This is a genomic window from Nocardia sp. NPDC057353 (genome assembly GCF_042667085.1).
Taxonomy (GTDB): domain Bacteria; phylum Actinomycetota; class Actinomycetes; order Mycobacteriales; family Mycobacteriaceae; genus Nocardia.
Window position 1 is genome coordinate 24,024 of the sequence record NZ_JBHVAK010000011.1, and the last position, 16,228, is coordinate 40,251.

At 72.4% G+C, this 16,228-nt stretch carries 16 protein-coding genes; 11 read left to right on the top strand and 5 right to left on the bottom strand.

The window, feature by feature from the left end; all coding sequences use genetic code 11:
- The first annotated feature begins 4 nt into the window (after window positions 1-4).
- Window positions 5-1,456: a flavin-containing monooxygenase gene (locus ACFUUZ_RS07935; protein WP_378693724.1), complete on the top strand. Its 1,452-nt coding sequence runs from the start codon at window positions 5-7 to the stop codon at window positions 1,454-1,456.
- Window positions 1,453-2,322, top strand: coding sequence for a short-chain dehydrogenase/reductase (locus ACFUUZ_RS07940; protein WP_378693726.1), 870 nt, complete (start codon window positions 1,453-1,455; stop codon window positions 2,320-2,322). Before ACFUUZ_RS07935 ends, ACFUUZ_RS07940 begins: the two co-directional genes overlap by 4 nt.
- A 3-nt stretch (window positions 2,323-2,325) precedes the next feature.
- On the opposite strand, the gene ACFUUZ_RS07945 is transcribed toward ACFUUZ_RS07940, so the two are convergent.
- A complete protein-coding gene (locus ACFUUZ_RS07945; protein WP_378693728.1) occupies window positions 2,326-2,751 on the bottom strand; it encodes an HIT family protein in 426 nt (141 codons plus the stop codon).
- 13 nt (window positions 2,752-2,764) lie between these two features.
- Complete coding sequence (locus ACFUUZ_RS07950) at window positions 2,765-3,142, bottom strand: PH domain-containing protein (RefSeq protein ID WP_378693730.1); 378 nt, start codon at window positions 3,140-3,142, stop codon at window positions 2,765-2,767.
- 105 nt (window positions 3,143-3,247) lie between these two features.
- Between ACFUUZ_RS07950 and purD the strand changes: the two genes are divergently transcribed.
- Window positions 3,248-4,522, top strand: a complete 1,275-nt coding sequence (purD, locus tag ACFUUZ_RS07955; RefSeq protein ID WP_378693732.1) for a phosphoribosylamine--glycine ligase — start codon at window positions 3,248-3,250, stop codon at window positions 4,520-4,522.
- Here purD and ACFUUZ_RS07960 read toward each other — a convergent pair.
- Entirely contained in the window at window positions 4,509-5,837 is a 1,329-nt protein-coding gene (locus ACFUUZ_RS07960; RefSeq protein ID WP_378693734.1) for a M23 family metallopeptidase, read from the bottom strand. The two genes, purD and ACFUUZ_RS07960, sit on opposite strands and share 14 nt — an antisense overlap.
- A 53-nt stretch (window positions 5,838-5,890) precedes the next feature.
- On the opposite strand from ACFUUZ_RS07960, the gene ACFUUZ_RS07965 reads away from it, so the two are divergent.
- The 4 genes from ACFUUZ_RS07965 to ACFUUZ_RS07980 all read left to right on the top strand — a co-directional run bounded on the left by ACFUUZ_RS07965 (window position 5,891) and on the right by ACFUUZ_RS07980 (window position 9,852).
- Window positions 5,891-7,054 (top strand): pyridoxal phosphate-dependent aminotransferase, encoded by a 1,164-nt coding sequence (locus ACFUUZ_RS07965; RefSeq protein WP_378693736.1) that lies wholly within the window; start codon window positions 5,891-5,893, stop codon window positions 7,052-7,054.
- Between the two features lie 159 nt (window positions 7,055-7,213).
- A complete protein-coding gene (locus ACFUUZ_RS07970) occupies window positions 7,214-7,852 on the top strand; it encodes a TetR/AcrR family transcriptional regulator (RefSeq protein WP_378693738.1) in 639 nt (212 codons plus the stop codon).
- A 6-nt stretch (window positions 7,853-7,858) separates the two neighbouring features.
- A complete protein-coding gene (purB, locus tag ACFUUZ_RS07975) occupies window positions 7,859-9,322 on the top strand; it encodes an adenylosuccinate lyase (protein WP_378693740.1) in 1,464 nt (487 codons plus the stop codon).
- Window positions 9,323-9,426: 104 nt separating this feature from the next.
- Window positions 9,427-9,852 carry an HIT family protein gene (locus ACFUUZ_RS07980; RefSeq protein WP_378693742.1) on the top strand — a complete coding sequence of 142 codons (426 nt, stop codon included), beginning with the start codon at window positions 9,427-9,429 and terminating at the stop codon, window positions 9,850-9,852.
- Here the strand turns inward: ACFUUZ_RS07980 and ACFUUZ_RS07985 are convergent.
- The gene (locus ACFUUZ_RS07985) at window positions 9,849-10,898 is read right to left on the bottom strand and encodes a DUF2330 domain-containing protein (RefSeq protein ID WP_378693744.1); all 1,050 of its coding nucleotides are present in this window, start codon (window positions 10,896-10,898) and stop codon (window positions 9,849-9,851) included. The genes ACFUUZ_RS07980 and ACFUUZ_RS07985 overlap by 4 nt on opposite strands.
- Window positions 10,899-11,011: 113 nt before the next feature.
- On the opposite strand from ACFUUZ_RS07985, the gene ACFUUZ_RS07990 reads away from it, so the two are divergent.
- Window positions 11,012-13,168 (top strand): S9 family peptidase, encoded by a 2,157-nt coding sequence (locus tag ACFUUZ_RS07990; protein ID WP_378693746.1) that lies wholly within the window; start codon window positions 11,012-11,014, stop codon window positions 13,166-13,168.
- Between the two features lie 60 nt (window positions 13,169-13,228).
- Window positions 13,229-13,933 (top strand): DUF2334 domain-containing protein, encoded by a 705-nt coding sequence (locus ACFUUZ_RS07995; protein WP_378693748.1) that lies wholly within the window; start codon window positions 13,229-13,231, stop codon window positions 13,931-13,933.
- A gap of 579 nt (window positions 13,934-14,512) precedes the next feature.
- Here the strand turns inward: ACFUUZ_RS07995 and ACFUUZ_RS08000 are convergent.
- Entirely contained in the window at window positions 14,513-15,163 is a 651-nt protein-coding gene (locus ACFUUZ_RS08000; RefSeq protein WP_378693750.1) for an MBL fold metallo-hydrolase, read from the bottom strand.
- Between the two features lie 127 nt (window positions 15,164-15,290).
- On the opposite strand from ACFUUZ_RS08000, the gene purS reads away from it, so the two are divergent.
- The gene (gene purS, locus ACFUUZ_RS08005) at window positions 15,291-15,527 is read left to right on the top strand and encodes a phosphoribosylformylglycinamidine synthase subunit PurS (protein WP_378693752.1); all 237 of its coding nucleotides are present in this window, start codon (window positions 15,291-15,293) and stop codon (window positions 15,525-15,527) included.
- On the top strand, window positions 15,524-16,201 hold the full coding sequence (purQ, locus tag ACFUUZ_RS08010; protein ID WP_378693754.1) for a phosphoribosylformylglycinamidine synthase subunit PurQ: 678 nt from the start codon (window positions 15,524-15,526) through the stop codon (window positions 16,199-16,201). Before purS ends, purQ begins: the two co-directional genes overlap by 4 nt.
- The last annotated feature ends 27 nt before the right edge of the window (window positions 16,202-16,228 follow it).

Below are 16,228 nucleotides of genomic sequence, written 5' to 3' on the forward strand. Positions count from 1 at the left end.
ACCGATGGAACACAACCACGTGCTGATCGTCGGTGCGGGCTTCGGCGGCATCGGCCTCGCGATCAAGCTGCGCGAGGCGGGCTTCGACGACCTCGCCGTCCTGGAGCGCGCCGCCGAGCTCGGCGGGACCTGGCAGGCCAACACCTACCCGGGTGCCGCCTGCGACGTGCCCTCGCACCTGTACAGCTACTCCTTCGCGCCGAACCCGGACTGGTCGCGCACCTACGGCAGGCAGCCGGAGATCCTGGCCTACCTGCGCCGGGTCGCGGAGCAGCACGACGTGCTGCGGCACATCGAGTTCCGCACCGAGCTGCGGGACGCGCGCTGGGACGAGGAGGCCGCGCTCTGGCGGGTGGAGACCTCGCGCGGGCAGCGCACCGCCGACTTCCTGATCTCCGCGGCGGGCGTCTTCGCCGAGGCCAAGTACCCGAACCTGCCGGGGCTGGAGACCTTCGAGGGCAAGGCCTTCCACTCGCTGCACTGGGACCACGACCACGACCTCACCGGCGAGCGGGTGGCGGTGATCGGCACCGGCGCCTCCGCGGTGCAGTTCGTGCCGGAGATCCAGCCGAAGGTGGCCAAGCTGACGGTGTTCCAGCGCTCGGCGCCGTGGATCGTCCCGCGCATGGACCGCCCGACGCTCGGCGCCGAGCGGCTGCTGCTGCGCAAGGTGCCGCTGGTGCGGCAGGCGATCCGCGCGGGCTGGTACACCGCCATCGAGGGGTTCGGGCTGGTCTCCCTGGTGGACAAGCGGTTCCGGCACCTCTACGAGGCGCTCGGCCGGTTCCAGCTGCGCAGGCAGATCGCCGACCCGGAGCTGCGCGCCAGGGTGACGCCGGACTACATGATCGGCTGCAAGCGCGCCATCTTCTCCGACGCCTACTTCCCGGCGCTCGCCGCGCCGAACGTCGAGGTGGTGACCGCGGGCATCGCCGAGGTGCGGTCGCGCTCGATCCTGCTGCGCGACGGCACCGAGCGACCCATCGACACCATCGTCTACGGCACCGGCTTCACTCCGACGCCCAGCGTGTACAGCAGGTACATCGGCCGGGACGGGCGCAGTATCGCCGAGCTCTACCTGGAGGAGCCGCAGAGCTACCTCGGGATCGCGGTCGCCGGGTTCCCGAACTTCTTCAGCACGCTCGGGCCGTTCGGGGCGGCGGGCAACCAGTCCGCGGTCTTCATGATCGAGTCGCAGATCGGCTACATCGTCGACGCGCTGCGCACCGCGCGGCGCGAGGGCGCGCGCCGGGTGGAGCTGCGGCCCGAGGTGCAGACCGAGTTCCTGGCCGAGATGCGCAAGCGCAGCGCCGACACGGTCTGGCTGACCGGCGGCTGCGACAGCTACTACACCACCGCGGACGGCGCGAACTCCGGGCTCTACCCGAACTGGAGCTTCGAATACCGCCGCCGCACCAGCCGTTTCGACATCGACTCCTACGAGGTGAGCGCATGATCCGCGCACTGTTCCGGGTCACCGAGCCCGATTACCGGGTTCGCGACCGGGTCGTCCTGATCACCGGTGCGGCGCAGGGCATCGGGCGCGAGCTGGCCACGGTGCTGCACCGGCGCGGCGCGGTCGTCGCGCTGGCCGACGTGGACGAGGTCGGGGCCAAGGCCGCGGCCGCCGCGCTCGGCAGCAGGGCCGCCGCCTTCGGCGCCGACGTCACCGACCGGGCGGCCATGGCCGACGTGGTCGAGCGGGTGGTGGAGCGGTTCGGCGGGCTGGATGTGGTGGTCGCGAACGCGGGCATCGTGCCGAAGCCGGCGACGCTGCGCACCATGGACCCGGCGGTCTTCGACACCGTGCTCGGGGTGAACCTGACCGGCGCGTTCAACACCGTCAAGCCCGCGCTGGACGCCATCGTGGCGAGCCGCGGGCACGTGGTGGTCGTTTCCTCCTGCGCGGCCTTCGCGCCGGGCATGGCCGGGTCGCCGTACATGATCAGCAAGGCGGCCGTTGAGCAGCTGGGCCGGGCGCTGCGGGTCGAGCTGGCCGCGCACGGCGCCACCGCGGGCGTCGCCTACTTCGGCATCGTCGAGACCGCCATGACGCACGAGACGCTGGACAACGACGACCTGGGCCGCCGGGTGGAGGCGCTGCTTCCCTGGCCGCTGAACGTCAGGATCAGCGGCGAAGCGGCGGCGCGCGTGATCGCGGACGGCATCGAGCGGCGGGCGCCGCGCACCATCGCGCCCGCGGGCTGGGAGCCGTACGCGCTGTTCCGCGGGGCGATCAACGTGGCGCTGGACGCCAAGCTGACCCGCGACCGCTCGCTGCACTCGCTGCTGCACGCGGTGGAGCAGCGAGTGCGCGGGTAGCGGTCAGTCCGGGACGTTGTCGGAGAAGCCGAGGTCGCGCAGCGCGGCCTTGATCTTCGCCTGCGCCTCGTCCAGCGACTCGGCGCTCGGGCTCGGGTCGGCGCCGGAGATGTCGAAGTTGCCCATCTCGTAGGCCGGGAAGACGTGCACGTGCAGGTGCGGCACCTCCAGCCCGGCGATCAGCAGGCCCGCGCGCGGCGCGTCGAACGCCGCGCGCACGGCCTTGCCGACGGTCTGCGCGACCCCGGTGAGCCGGGCGAAGACGTCGGCCTCGACGTCCTGCCACTGGTCGATCTCCTTGCGCGGCACCACCAGGACGTGGCCCTGGGTGACCGGCGCGATGGTCAGGAAACCGACGAACTCGTCGTCCTCCCAGACGAAGCGTCCCGGCAGGTCGCCCGCGATGATCGCGCTGAATACGGAAGCCATGTCCGCAGCGTAGTCAGACCCCGACGAAGTGCGACAGGACGCCCTGCACCTCGTAGATGTCGACCTGGCGGTTGAACTTCTTCTGCAGCGGCTCGTGCGCGCCGGAGATCCAGATCACCAGTTCGGCGTCGAGATCGAAGGTGCCCGCGGTCTCCACGGCGAAGTGCGTGATCGAGCGGTACGGCACGCTGTGGTAGCTCACCTTGCGGCCGGAGAGCCCCTGCTTGTCGACCAGGATCAGCCTGCGGTTGGTGAAGAGCATGGCGTCCCGCACCAGGATGTAGGCCGAGTAGATCTGCTCGCCGTTGCCGAGCAGCCGCCCGTACTCCTGTTGTGCGCGCGCGGGATCCACGCTGCCCGCGTTGCCCATGATTCCGTCGATCAAGCCCATCGGATCTCCCCGTCCCGGTCGTACCGCGGCGCGGTGGCGCCGCCCCTCCACTATGCCTGCGCAGCCGCGGCGGGCAGGACACCTTCGTCCTCTACTCTGTTGCGCGTGCGCGCACTCGTCATCGGTTCCGGAGCCCGTGAACACGCCCTCGTCCTCGCCCTGCGCCGGGACCCCTCGGTGACGGCGGTCGTCGCCGCGCCAGGCAACGCGGGCATCGCCCAGCACGCCGAGCTGCGGCCGGTCGACCCGACATCCGGGGAGGCGGTCGCGGCGCTGGCCCGCGAGGTCGGCGCCGACCTGGTGGTGATCGGCCCCGAGGTGCCGCTGGTACTCGGCGTCGCCGACGCGGTGCGGGCGGCCGGGATCGCCTGCTTCGGCCCATCGGCCGCGGCCGCGCGGATCGAGGGCTCCAAGGCCTTCGCCAAGGACGTCATGGCAGCCGCGGGGGTGCGCACCGCGCACAGCGAGGTGGTGGACAACCCCGCCGACCTGGACGCCGCGCTGGACCGCTTCGGCCCCACCTGGGTGGTCAAGGACGACGGGCTGGCCGCGGGCAAGGGCGTCGTGGTGACGCCGGAGCGCTCCGCCGCCCGCGACCACGCCGCCGAGCTGCTGGAGCAGGGGCACCCGGTGCTGCTCGAGTCGTTCCTGGACGGGCCGGAGGTATCGCTGTTCTGCCTGGTCGACGGGGAGACGGTGGTGCCGCTGCTGCCCGCGCAGGACCACAAGCGGGTCGGCGACGGGGACAGCGGGCCGAACACCGGCGGCATGGGCGCCTACACCCCGCTGCCCTGGCTGCCCGAGGCCGCGGTGGCGGAGATCGTGCGCGACGTGGTCGAGCCGGTCGCCGCCGAGCTGGTCCGCCGGGACGCGAGCTTCTCCGGGCTGCTCTACGCGGGGCTCGCGATGGGCGCGGCGGGCCCGGCGGTGGTCGAGTTCAACTGCCGCTTCGGCGATCCGGAGACGCAGGCGGTGCTGGCGCTGCTGGACAGCCCGCTCGGCGAGCTGCTGCACGCGACGGCGACCGGCCGGCTGGCGGAGGTGCCCGCGCCGCGCTGGGCCGACGGCGCCGCGGTGACCGTTGTGGTCGCCGCCGAGAACTACCCGGCGCGGCCGCGGCTCGGCGATGTGATCACCGGCGCCGGTGACTCCGCCGCGGGCGAGGCCGCCGTGCTGCACGCCGGGACCGCGCTGCGCGACGGCGCGCTGGTCTCGGCGGGCGGGCGGGTGCTGAGCGTGGTCGGCACCGGCGCCGACCTGGCCGGTGCGCGGGCGCAGGCGTACGCGCGGATCGGCTCGATCAAGCTGCCGGGCAGCCACTACCGCTCGGATATCGGGCTGGCGGCGGTGCAGGACCGGATCTCGCTCAGTTCAAGCTGAGGCCGCGCAGCGCGAACCAGCGCTGCGGGTCGACGTGCTGCCCGCCCTCGATCACCTCGAAGTGCAGGTGCGGGCCGGTGGAGTCGCCGCGGTTGCCGATGCGGGCGATCTGCATGCCCGCTGGCACCCGCTCGCCGACCGAGACGAAGAAGTCGTACATGTGGCCGTAGACGGAGATGGTGCCGTCGTCGTGCCGGATTCGCACCCAGAGGCCGAAGCCCTGGGCCGGGCCCGCGTCGATGACGGTGCCGTTGGCGACGGCGTAGATCGGGGAGCCGATTGGGCCCGCGATGTCGATGCCCTGGTGCATGGTGCCCCAGCGAGAGCCGAAGCCGCTGGTGAAGAGGCCGCGGGCGGGCAGGACGATGCCGCCGGGGCCGGGGATGACCGAGCCGGGGGTGCTGCCGGGGACCGGGGCGACGCCGGTGGTGAGCCAGGGGACCGGCTCGCCCGCGGCGGCCGCGGCGGCCTCGGCGCGGGCGCGCTCCAGGGTGGCGCGGGCGGCGGCGGCGACCACCGCCTGTTCGCGTAGGCGTTCGCCGTTGGCGATGGCGTCGAGCAGCCTGCGGACCGAGGGGGTTGTGGTCTGGACCTGCGGGGGGTGGGCGAAGGCGACGCGCTGGTACTCGCCCGCGGCGAGCGGGCGGTTCACGATGGCGCCGGGGTTCGCGGTGTCGCTCGCGGCGAAGGCGACGACCACGAGGAGCCCCGCGATCAGGTAGCGATTGTTCTTGGCGTGGGTGAGCAGCTCGTCCCTGGTGGGGCGGCGGTGCCAGAGTTCGCGCGGGGTGGGTGCCTCGCGGAGGGTGGCGGCGGCGTCGTGCCGCAAGGTTTCCAGGGTGGACCAGCCCGCCCACGCGCGCGGGTCGCGGGCGCGGAGCCCGGACGGGCGGGGGGCCGTTCCGGTCTCGTCGGGATCCGCAAGGTCGTCACCCGCGGCGTCGTCGGCAGGCTTCGCAGCGTCGGGCCCGTCACCGTGCTCCGCCGCTCCGGCCCGGCCGTGGTCTGCCGCGCCGGAGTTGTCGCGCTCGTCCGCGCTGATCTGCCCGCGCTCCGCTTCATCGGTCGCGCCGCGCTCGTCCGCGTCGGTCGCGCCGTGCTCCGCCGCGTCGCGGGCCGGGCGCGCCTCGTCCGCGCCCGAGTCGCCGCGGACGGCGCCGCTCGCGTCGCCGTTGTCGGCCGGATCCCCGGCACCGTTCCCCGCCGACTCCGGCTTTCCGCGCCGCCACCGCGCCCGCCAGTCCGACGGGACGATCACGGTTCCCCCGGTGCCCCCGGCGCGGTCGAGGCGGGGGCGGCGCGCCTCATCGTCCATTGCGCCGACCATAACCCCGGCTACCGACCGACGGGTGCTCTACCGTCGGTCGGGTGTCCATGCAATCGCGCCGGTCGACCATCCCCCCTTTCTACGTCATGGACGTGTGGAAGGCAGCCGCCGCGCGCGCCCGCAGCCACGGGGACGTGCTGGTCCTGGCCGCGGGGCAGCCGTCGACCCCGGCCCCGGCGCCGGTCCTGCGCGCCACCCGCGCCGCGCTCGACGCCGAGCTGCTCGGCTACACCGAGACCTTCGGCATCCTGCCGCTGCGCACCGCCATCGCCGAGCACCACACCGCCACCTACGGCTACCCCGTCGACCCGGACGACGTCGTGGTCACCACCGGCTCCTCCGGCGCCTTCACCCTGCTCTTCCTGGCCGCCTTCGACCAGGGCGACACCGTGGTGGTGGCCCGCCCCGGCTACCCCGCCTACCGCAACACCCTCACCGCGCTCGGCTGCCGGGTGCTGGAGCTGGACTGCGGCGAGCAGACCAGGTTCCAGCCGACCGTCGCCATGCTGGAGGCGCTGCCGACCCCGCCCGCCGGGCTGGTCGTCGCCAGCCCGGCCAACCCCACCGGCACCATGATCGACCCGGCCGAGCTGGCCGCGCTCGCCCGCTGGTGCGAAACCAACGGCACCCTGCTGATCTCGGACGAGATCTACCACGGCATCACCTACGCCGACAGCATCGGCGGCACCTCGTCGGCCTGGGAGAGCTCGCGCGAGGCGGTGGTGATCGGCTCGGTGTCGAAGTACTTCTCCATGACCGGCTGGCGGCTCGGCTGGATGCTCGCCCCGGCCGGGCTGCGCCCCGCGCTGCAGCGGCTGGCCTCGAACATGACGGTCTGCCCGCCCGCGATTTCGCAGTACGCGGCGCTGCACGCCTTCGGCGCGGAGGCGAAGCAGGAGCTGGACGGCCACGTGCGGCGCTACGCGGTGAACCGGAAACTGCTGCTCGAGGGGTTGCCGAAGATCGGGATCACCGACCTGGCCCCGGCCGACGGCGCCTTCTACGCCTACGCCGACATCGGCCACCGCACCCGCGACTCGCTCTCCTGGTGCGCCGACGTGCTCGCGCACACCGGCGTCGCGCTGGCGCCCGGCCTCGATTTCGACACCGCCCGCGGCCACCGCACCGTTCGCTTCTCGTTCGCCGGCGCCACCGCCGAGATCGAGGAGGCGCTGGCCCGGCTCGGCCCCTACCTGGCGGGCTGAAACACCGTGTCTCGGCAGCAATGTCCGAAGTAGCTGACTCGCAACAACTTTGCGCAGTACCGCACCGCGGGCGGCGTTATTGGGTAAAAATCGGGTAACTGTGTTCTTCCTCTTTCGATTTCGCACGGATGTATTGATGACGACTGGCACGATGGCACGGTGATAACCGCGACGACCCCGAAAGGCGAACGGCGTCGCCAGGCTCTGGTTGCAGCCGCCGCGGAGCTCCTGCTCGAGGGCGGTTTCGAGGCGGTGCGGCATCGATCGGTCGCAACCCGCGCCGACCTGCCACTGGCATCGACGACGTACTACTTCGAATCGCTCGAAGACCTGATCGCGCGCGCGGTCGAGTTCGCGGGCAATGCCGAAGTGGACGGCATGCGCAGGCGGGTCGGCGAGGTGAGCCACCGCCGCCGGGGCGCCGAGGCGACCGTCGACCTGGTGCTCGACCTGCTGATCGGGCCGGAGGGCACCGACGACGGCGCGCGCGGCAGGCTGATCGCCCGCTACGAGCGCTCGGTCGCCTCCGCCAGGCACCCCGAGCTACGCGGCGTGCAGCTCCGACTACGCCAGCAGCTCGACGAGCTGCTCGCCGACGTGCTGCGCCGCTCCGACCGGGTGGTCAGGCAGGAGCAGCTGCGCAGGCTGGTTGCGGTGGTGGACGGCGCGGTGGTCGCCGCGCTCGGCGAGATGAACCCGGAGCCGCGCCGGGCCGCCCGCGGCGCACTGCTCGAGGTGATCGACATCGTCGCCCCGGCGACGTCCCAGCAGCCCGATCGGCTCCGGTCACTAGACTGACCGGACGTGACCACTGCCGAGACCGCCCCCGCACCCGAGAACACCGCGCCCGGCCGGGTGCCCAACGTGCTCGCGACCCGCTACGCCGGGCCCGAGCTGGTGCGGCTGTGGTCGCCGGAGAACAAGATCGTGCTGGAGCGCAGGCTCTGGCTGGAGGTGCTGCGCGCGCAGTCCGAGCTCGGCGTCGACGTGCCCGCCGAGGTGGTCGCCGACTACGAGCGCGTCATCGACCGGGTCGACCTCGGCTCGATCGCCGCGCGCGAGCGCGTGACCAGGCACGACGTCAAGGCCAGGATCGAGGAGTTCAACGCACTCGCGGGCCACGAGCACGTGCACAAGGGCATGACCAGCCGCGACCTCACCGAGAACGTGGAGCAGCTGCAGCTGCGGCTCTCGCTGGAGCACGTGCACGCGCACGGCGTCGCGGTCGCGGCCCGGCTGGCCGAGCGCGCCGCCGAGTACCGCGCCCTGGTCATGGCCGGGCGCTCGCACAATGTCGCCGCGCAGGCCACCACGCTGGGCAAGCGCTTCGCCTCGGCCGCCGACGAGCTGCTGATCGCGCTCACCCGGCTGCGCGAGCTGATCGACCGCTACCCGCTGCGCGGGATCAAGGGCCCGATGGGCACCGCGCAGGACATGCTCGACCTGCTCGGCGGCGACCCGGAGAAGCTGGCGAGGCTGGAGCGCCAGATCGCCACGCACCTGGGCTTCGGCACCGTGCTCACCAGCGTCGGGCAGGTGTACCCGCGCTCGCTCGACCACGACGTGCTCTCCGCGCTGGTGCAGGTCGGGGCCGCGCCGTCCTCGTTCGCGCACACCGTGCGGCTGATGGCCGGGCACGAGCTGGTCACCGAGGGGTTCCAGCCGGGGCAGGTGGGCAGCTCGGCCATGCCGCACAAGATGAACACGCGCTCCTGCGAGCGGGTGAACGGGCTGCAGGTGGTGCTGCGCGGGTACGCCTCGATGGCGGCCGAGCTGGCGGGCGCGCAGTGGAACGAGGGCGACGTCTTCTGCTCGGTGGTGCGCCGGGTCGCGCTGCCGGACGCCTTCTTCGCCATCGACGGCATGATGGAGACCTTCCTGACCGTGCTCGCCGAGTTCGGCGCCTACCCGGCGGTGGTCTCCCGGGAACTCGACCGCTACCTGCCGTTCCTGGCCACCACCCGGATCCTGATGGCGGCGGTGCGCGCCGGGGTCGGGCGGGAGACGGCGCACGAGGTCATCAAGGAGCACGCGGTCGCGGTGGCGCTGGCCATGCGCGAGCAGGGGCGCGAGCCCGACCTGCTGGACCGGCTCGCCGCCGACGACCGGCTGCCGCTCGACCGCGGTGCGCTGGACGCCGCGCTCGCCGACAAGTCGGCCTTCATCGGCGCCGCCGACGCGCAGACGGGTGCCGTGATCGCCGCGGTCGAGGAGTTGGTGGGGCGCTACCCGGACGCCGCCCGCTACACCCCGGCGCCGATCCTCTGAGCACGGCGCGGCCGCGCTGCGCGCTGCTCGACCGCGCGGTGCTCGCGGTCCGGTGGCGCGCGGTGCGTGCGCGGCGCCGGTTCGCGCTGCGCGATAGTGGTGCCGTGAACCCGTACACGATCTTCGCCGACATCATCGCGGGCCGGGCCCCGGCCAGCGTGGTGTACGACGACCCCGATGTGCTCGCCTTCATGGACATCCGCCCGGTCACCCCCGGGCACCTGCTGGTGGTGCCGAAGGTGGTGGCGCGCAACCTCGCGGAGCTCGACCCGGCGCTCGGCGGCAAGCTGTTCCAGGTGGGGCAGCAGCTCGCGGCGGCGCTGCGGGAGAGCGAGGTCGGGTGCGACGGGGTGAACTTCTTCCTGGCCGACGGGGTGACCGCGGGCCAAGAGGTCTTCCACGTGCACCTGCACGTCATCCCGCGCACCCCCGGCGACGGGTTCGGGCTGCGGGCGAGGGCCACCTCCCCGCCCCGCGCCGACCTGGACTACCTCGCCGGTTCCATCCGCGGGGCGCTGTCCAGGAGCTAGGTCCTGCGGAAGACCCGGATCACCGCGATCACCACCAGCGTCGCGGCCAGCAGCGCGGCGCCGAGGATCACCGGCCCGGCCGGGAAGCCGAGCACCTGCACCTGCTCGGTGCGGGTGATCCGCTCGCGGTGCTCGGCGTCGGAGTCCGCGTCGGCGAAGGTGAAATCGCTGCTGATGCGGGCCGGTTCGGCGATCGAGACGGCGAGCTCGGTGAGGTAGTCGGTGCCGTTCGCGGTCAGCTCGCGGAGCAGCGGGTCGGCGGTCTCGCCGAGCCGCCCGGCGAACTCCACCTCGGTGAACTGGCGCGGGACGTCCGGGTCGGCGCGGCGCACCCGGTGCTCGCCGAGCACGTAGAGCCGCACCGACTGCGGCAGCGTCGCCGCCGACGACATGCGCATGGGGTAGACCGGGGCGGCGGCGTCGAAGGTGAGCCGCACCGGGTCGAGCTCGCCGTCCAGCCCGTCCGCGCCGGTGAGCTTGATGGCCACGAAGGACCACCCCTCCGCCAAGTACGGCGCCAGCGTCTCGACCACTTCGGGGCGCATGCGGTACCCGTTGTCGCGCAGCCAGTTCCGCACGCCGTCGAGGCCGCCGCCCGCGAGCGTGGTCGCCTCCAGCGGGCCCAGCGTCACCTGGTTCAGCACGGTCGGCCCCGCGCCGGGCGCGGCGCCCGAGCTCAGCCCGTCCAGGCCGGCGGAGCCGAAGAAGTCCCGCTCGGTGACGATCTCCGGCGCGGTGTGCCGCTCCAGCTCGGCGAAGGTCTCCGCCGAGCCCGCGCTCACCGTGGCGGGGGCCGGGGTCGGGACGACGAGCGCGGCGCGGTCGCCGTCGGCGCGCAGCGCGAGCTGCATGAGGATGGTCTGCCGCGCGCCGTCCCAGTGCACCAGCGCCACTTCGTTGTTCACCGTGGCGGCCTCGCCGGTCCCCGCGACGGCGCCGCAGGCACAGGCCGCCGCGGGCACGGCCGCGCCGCCGGTCAGCGCGGCGACCGCGATGAGCAGGGCTGCCAGCACACCGGCCGGACGGGGGCGTGCCGCGGGAACCATGCGGTGAGCGTAATGGAGGCCGGGCCCGCGGGATCGGCGAAGCGCAGGCAGGCCGGGCGCGGGTGTCCCGGACGACGACGGCGCGACGACCGCGCGACAGTAGGGTGGTGCGCATGTCTGTCGAGAGTGTGCCGCCCCCCGTCGCGAAGACCGTGCCGACCGAGCGCGTGCAGCACGGCGATGTCGTGATCGACGAGTACGAGTGGCTGCGCGCCAAGGACGACCCCGAGGTGATCGCCTACCTGGAGGCGGAGAACGCCTACACCGAGGCGAACACCGCGCACCTGGCCGAGCTGCGCACCGCCATCTTCGACGAGATCAAGGGCCGCACCCAGGAGACCGACCTCTCGGTCCCGACCCGGCTCGGCCAGTACTGGTACTACTCGCGCAGCTTCGAGGGCAAGCAGTACGGCGTGCACTGCCGCTGCCCAGTCGACCCGGCGGCCGAGGGGCTCGACGCCTGGACCCCGCCGGAGCTGGAGGTCGGCAGCGAGATCCAGGGCGAGCAGGTGCTGCTGGACAGCAATGTGCTGGCCGAGGGCCACGACTTCTTCGCGCTCGGCGCCTTCTCGGTGAGCAACGACGGCACCCTACTCGCCTACTCCACCGACACCGTCGGCGACGAGCGCTACCTGCTGCGCTTCCTCGACCTGCGCACCGGCGAGCAGCTCGGCGACGAGATCCCGGGCACCGCGCCCGGCGCCACCTGGTCGCTGGACGGCACGCACGTCTTCTACCAGACCGTCGACGACTCCTGGCGCCCCGACACCGTCTGGCGGCACCGGCTCGGCACCGCCGCCGCGGACGACGCCAAGGTCTTCCACGAGCCGGACGAGCGGTACTGGGTGAGCATCGGCACCACCCGCTCGGAGAAGTACCTGCTGATCTGGGTCGCCTCCAAGATCACCAGCGAGGGCTGGATGCTGGAGTCGGCCGACCCGGAGGGCGAGTTCCGGGTGATCCTGCCGCGCCGCGAGGGCGTGGAGTACAGCGTCGAGCACGCCGTGGTCGCGGGCGAGGACCGCTTCCTGGTGCTGCACAACGACGTGGTGGACGGCGTCAAGGCGGAGAACTTCGTGCTCGCCGAGGCGCCGGTCGCCGACCCCGCCGCGCTCACCCTGCTCATCGAGCACCGCGACGACGTCCGGTTGGAGGACGTCGACGCCTTCGCCGACCACCTGGTCCTCGGCTACCGCCGCGAGGCGCTGAGCAGGCTCGCGGTCTGGCCGCTCACCGCCGACGGCTACGGCGAGCGCCGCGAACTCGAGATCGACCTGCCGCTCTTCGCGGTCGGGCTCGGCGCCAACCCGGAGTGGGAGCAGCCGACGCTGCGCATCGGCCTCACCTCGTTCACCACCCCGACCCGGGTCTACGACTACGCCCCCGACACCGGCGAGCTGCTGCTGCGCAAGGAGCAGCCGGTGCTCGGCGGGTACGACCCCGAGCGCTACGAGCAGAGCCGGGACTGGGCGGTCGCCGAGGACGGAACCCGCATCCCGATCTCGCTGGTCTGGCGAAAGGACGCGGTCCCCGCCGGCGCCGCGGCGCCGCTGCTGCTCTACGGCTACGGCTCCTACGAGGCCAGCATCGACCCCGGCTTCTCGGTCTCCCGGCTCTCGCTGCTCGACCGTGGCATGGTCTTCGCGGTGGCGCACGTGCGCGGCGGCGGCGAGATGGGCCGGCTCTGGTACGAGAACGGCAAGACGCTGCGGAAGAAGAACACCTTCACCGATTTCGTCGCCGCCGCCCGGCACCTCATCGATACCGGCCGCACCAGCCCGGATCGGTTGATCGCGGACGGCGGCAGCGCGGGCGGGCTGCTGGTCGGCGCGGTCGCCAACCTGGCGCCTGAGCTCTTCGCGGGCATCCTCGCCAACGTCCCCTTCGTCGACCCGCTGACCTCGATCCTCGACCCCTCGCTCCCGCTCACGGTGATCGAGTGGGACGAGTGGGGCAACCCGCTCGCCGACCCCGAGGTCTACGCCTACATGAAGTCCTACTCGCCGTACGAGAACGTCGAGGCCAAGGCGTACCCGGCGATTCTCGCCATCACCAGCCTGAACGACACCAGGGTGCTGTACGTGGAGCCCGCCAAGTGGGTGGCGCGGCTGCGCGCGGTCGCCACCGGCGACGCCCCGCTGCTGCTCAAGACCGAGATGAGCGCGGGCCACGGCGGGGTCAGCGGGCGCTACGAGAAGTGGAAGGAAGTCGCCTTCGAGTACGCCTGGGTGCTGGACACCGTCGGGCTCGGCAAGGTCGCGCCTGCATAGTTGGTCTCGGCGTCATCCCGGCTGCACGCCGCGGACATGTCGCCCTGCCATCGTTTCGGTATGACTGCCGAGCTGATCGTCTCCGTTTCCGGAATCCGGGACACCACCCGGGACGCCGCGATCGAGTTCGCGGGCGAGATGGACGACCGCGGGATCCCGCTGTCGCTGCTCGTCGCGCCGCGGCTCAAGGGCGGGTACAAGCTCACCGCGGACCCGGCCACGCTGGCCTGGCTGCGCGGGCGGCGCAGCGGCGGCGACGCGATCGTGCTGCACGGCTACGACCAGGCCGCGACCAAGCGCAGGCGGGCCGAGTTCGCGGCGCTGCCGAGGCACGAGGCGCGGCTGCGGTTGATGGCGGCCGACCGGGTGATGGAGCGGGTCGGGCTGCGCACCCGGCTCTTCGCCGCGCCGCGCTGGAGCGCCTCGACCGGTGCCGTCGACGCGCTGCCCGACGTCGGGTTCCGGCTGGCGCTCGGGCTGACCTCGATGGTCGACCTGGAGCGGAACATGGCGCAGCGGGCCAGGGTGTACGGGATCGGGGAGGGGTTCCGCACCGAGCCGTGGTGGTGCCGGGCGCTGGTGCTCGGGGCGGCCAAGACCGCCAAGCGGGGCGGGGTGGTGCGGCTGGCGATCTCCGGGGCGCAGCTGGGGCGCTCCGGGCCGCGGCAGGCGGTGCTGGACGCTGTCGACCTGGCGCTCTACCACGGGGCGGTGGGGCAGGTGTACCGGTGGGAGCCGTACGGCGTCGCGACACGCGCAGCGTGACCGACTGATCGGTCCGTTTCGCGGTCTTCTTGCGAACGCCGAGTATGTCGAGCCCCCTGAACGGCGGGCGGATTCGAACTCGCGTCCGGTGTTCCCGGGTGATCCAGCGATACCGGATCGATGTGTCCGGATCGCTCCGCATCGCCGTCCGGCAAATCATCGGAACGACACCGGCAACCCGGCTTCCCGCTGATTTCTATTGTTTCGGTCGGGTTTTCCCTATTGGGTTGTAGAAGTCTCGGGTGTCGAAAAGAAATCCGAAAAATTCTTTGCCCGAGGGTGTTTGCAAAGCCGCGGATCGGTGCAATTCTGCTAGTGAGGTATCCGGAAGCAAGAAACTGACAGAAAGGGAAGCACGATGCTCGAGACCCTGCTCGAACTGATCACGACCCTGCTGGACACCCTGAGCGCGAGCGCGCCGGAGATCTAGAACCGCGCTGACCAGCCGCCCCGCCCCGAGCCGGTACTCGGCGCGGGGCGGCTCCATGTCTGCCCCGAGGAATTGGCGGCGCAATTACCGATGCACGTGCAATTCGCTTTTTGTCCAGTGGCCGCCGAATTGCGTAGGTGTGCCGCTGATCAATGGGGGAACTCCCTGCTGTCCTCGTGCTCGACGAGCGAGAACTCCGTCCCCTCCGGCCCCATTTCGGTGAGCCGCCCGAAGTAGATCCCCCGCGCCTCCGGCGCCACGATCCCGTAGTGGATCGGCACCGCGACCCGCGGCCGCACCGCGCGCAGATAATCCACCGCCTCGCTGATCCGCATCCACGGCGCCGCCGCCGGGATCGCCAGCACCCCGACCGGGCTCGGCGGCACCCAGAGCGAATCGCCGGGGTGCACCAGCTGCGCGGGCTCGGTGGGGGTGCCGAGTTGGTAGACGGTGTTGTCGATCACCGGGAGCTCGGGGTGGATCACCGCGTGCCTGCCCCCGCCGCCGGTGACGGTGACCCCGCCGACGGTGAGCACCTGCCCGGCGTGCACCGCCTCCCACGGCTCCGGCCGCAGCTCGGCGGTCTGCGGGTCGGAGAGCAGCCGGGCGCTGGGGTTGGCGTCGAGGAGCGCGCCGATCCGGTCGCCGTCGATGTGGTCGGGGTGCTGGTGGGTGACGGCGATGGCGTCGAGCCCGGTGATGCCCTCGAAACCGTGCGCGAAGGTGCCTGGATCGAAGAGCACCTTCGTGCCGTGCAGCTCGACGAGGAGGCAGGAGTGTCCGAAGTGAGCTATGCGCATGCGGCGATGCTAGTCGCCGGTGACCGGGCGTGACCGGCTGTGATCTCGCACCCCCTCTCGGGTCGCCCGCGCCCGCCGCGACTACGCTGTGCCGGTAAACCCCCGAACTCTCCCGAGGAGAAAACGCGTGGCACGAGTCGTGGTCGAGGTGATGCCGAAGGCCGAGATCCTGGATCCGCAGGGTCAGGCCATCGTCGGTGCGCTTCCCCGCCTGGGATTCGCCGGAGTCGCCGATGTGCGGCAGGGCAAGCGCTTCGAGCTCGAGGTCGAGGACTCGGTGAGCGACGCCGAGCTCGAGCAGATCGCCGAATCGCTGCTCGCCAACACCGTCATCGAGGAGTGGAAGGTCGTCCGGCTGTCATGAGCGCGCGCATCGGGGTCATCACCTTTCCCGGCACGCTCGACGACGTCGACGCGGCCCGCGCGGTCCGGCTCTCCGGCGCCGAGGCGGTGAACCTGTGGCACGCCGATGCCGACCTGAAACAGGTCGACGCGGTGATCGTGCCCGGCGGCTTCTCCTACGGCGACTACCTGCGCGCGGGCGCCATCGCCCGGTTCGCCCCGGTGATGGGCGAGGTCGTCCGCGCCGCGGCCAACGGCCTCCCGGTGCTCGGCATCTGCAACGGCTTCCAGGTGCTGTGCGAGGCCGGGCTGCTGCCCGGCGCGCTCACCCGCAACGACGGGCTGCACTTCGTCTGCCGCGACGAGTGGCTGACCGTCGAGTCCACCGCCACCGCGTGGACCACCCGGTTCGAGCCGGGCGCGCAGCTGCTGATCCCGCTCAAGTCCGGCGAGGGTCGGTTCCAGGCCTCGCCCGAGGTGCTGGACCAGCTGGAGGGCGAGGGCCGGGTGGTCTTCCGCTACTCCGGCGACAACCCGAACGGCTCGCAGCGCGGCATCGCCGGGATCTCCTCGGCGAACGGCAGGGTGGTCGGGCTCATGCCGCACCCGGAGCACGCGACCGAGGCGCTCACCGGCCCCAGCGACGACGGGCTCGGGCTCTTCCTCTCGGTCCTCGACTCGCTCGTGGCGGCCTGACCCGCGACGACCTCCGTCACCGGCCCG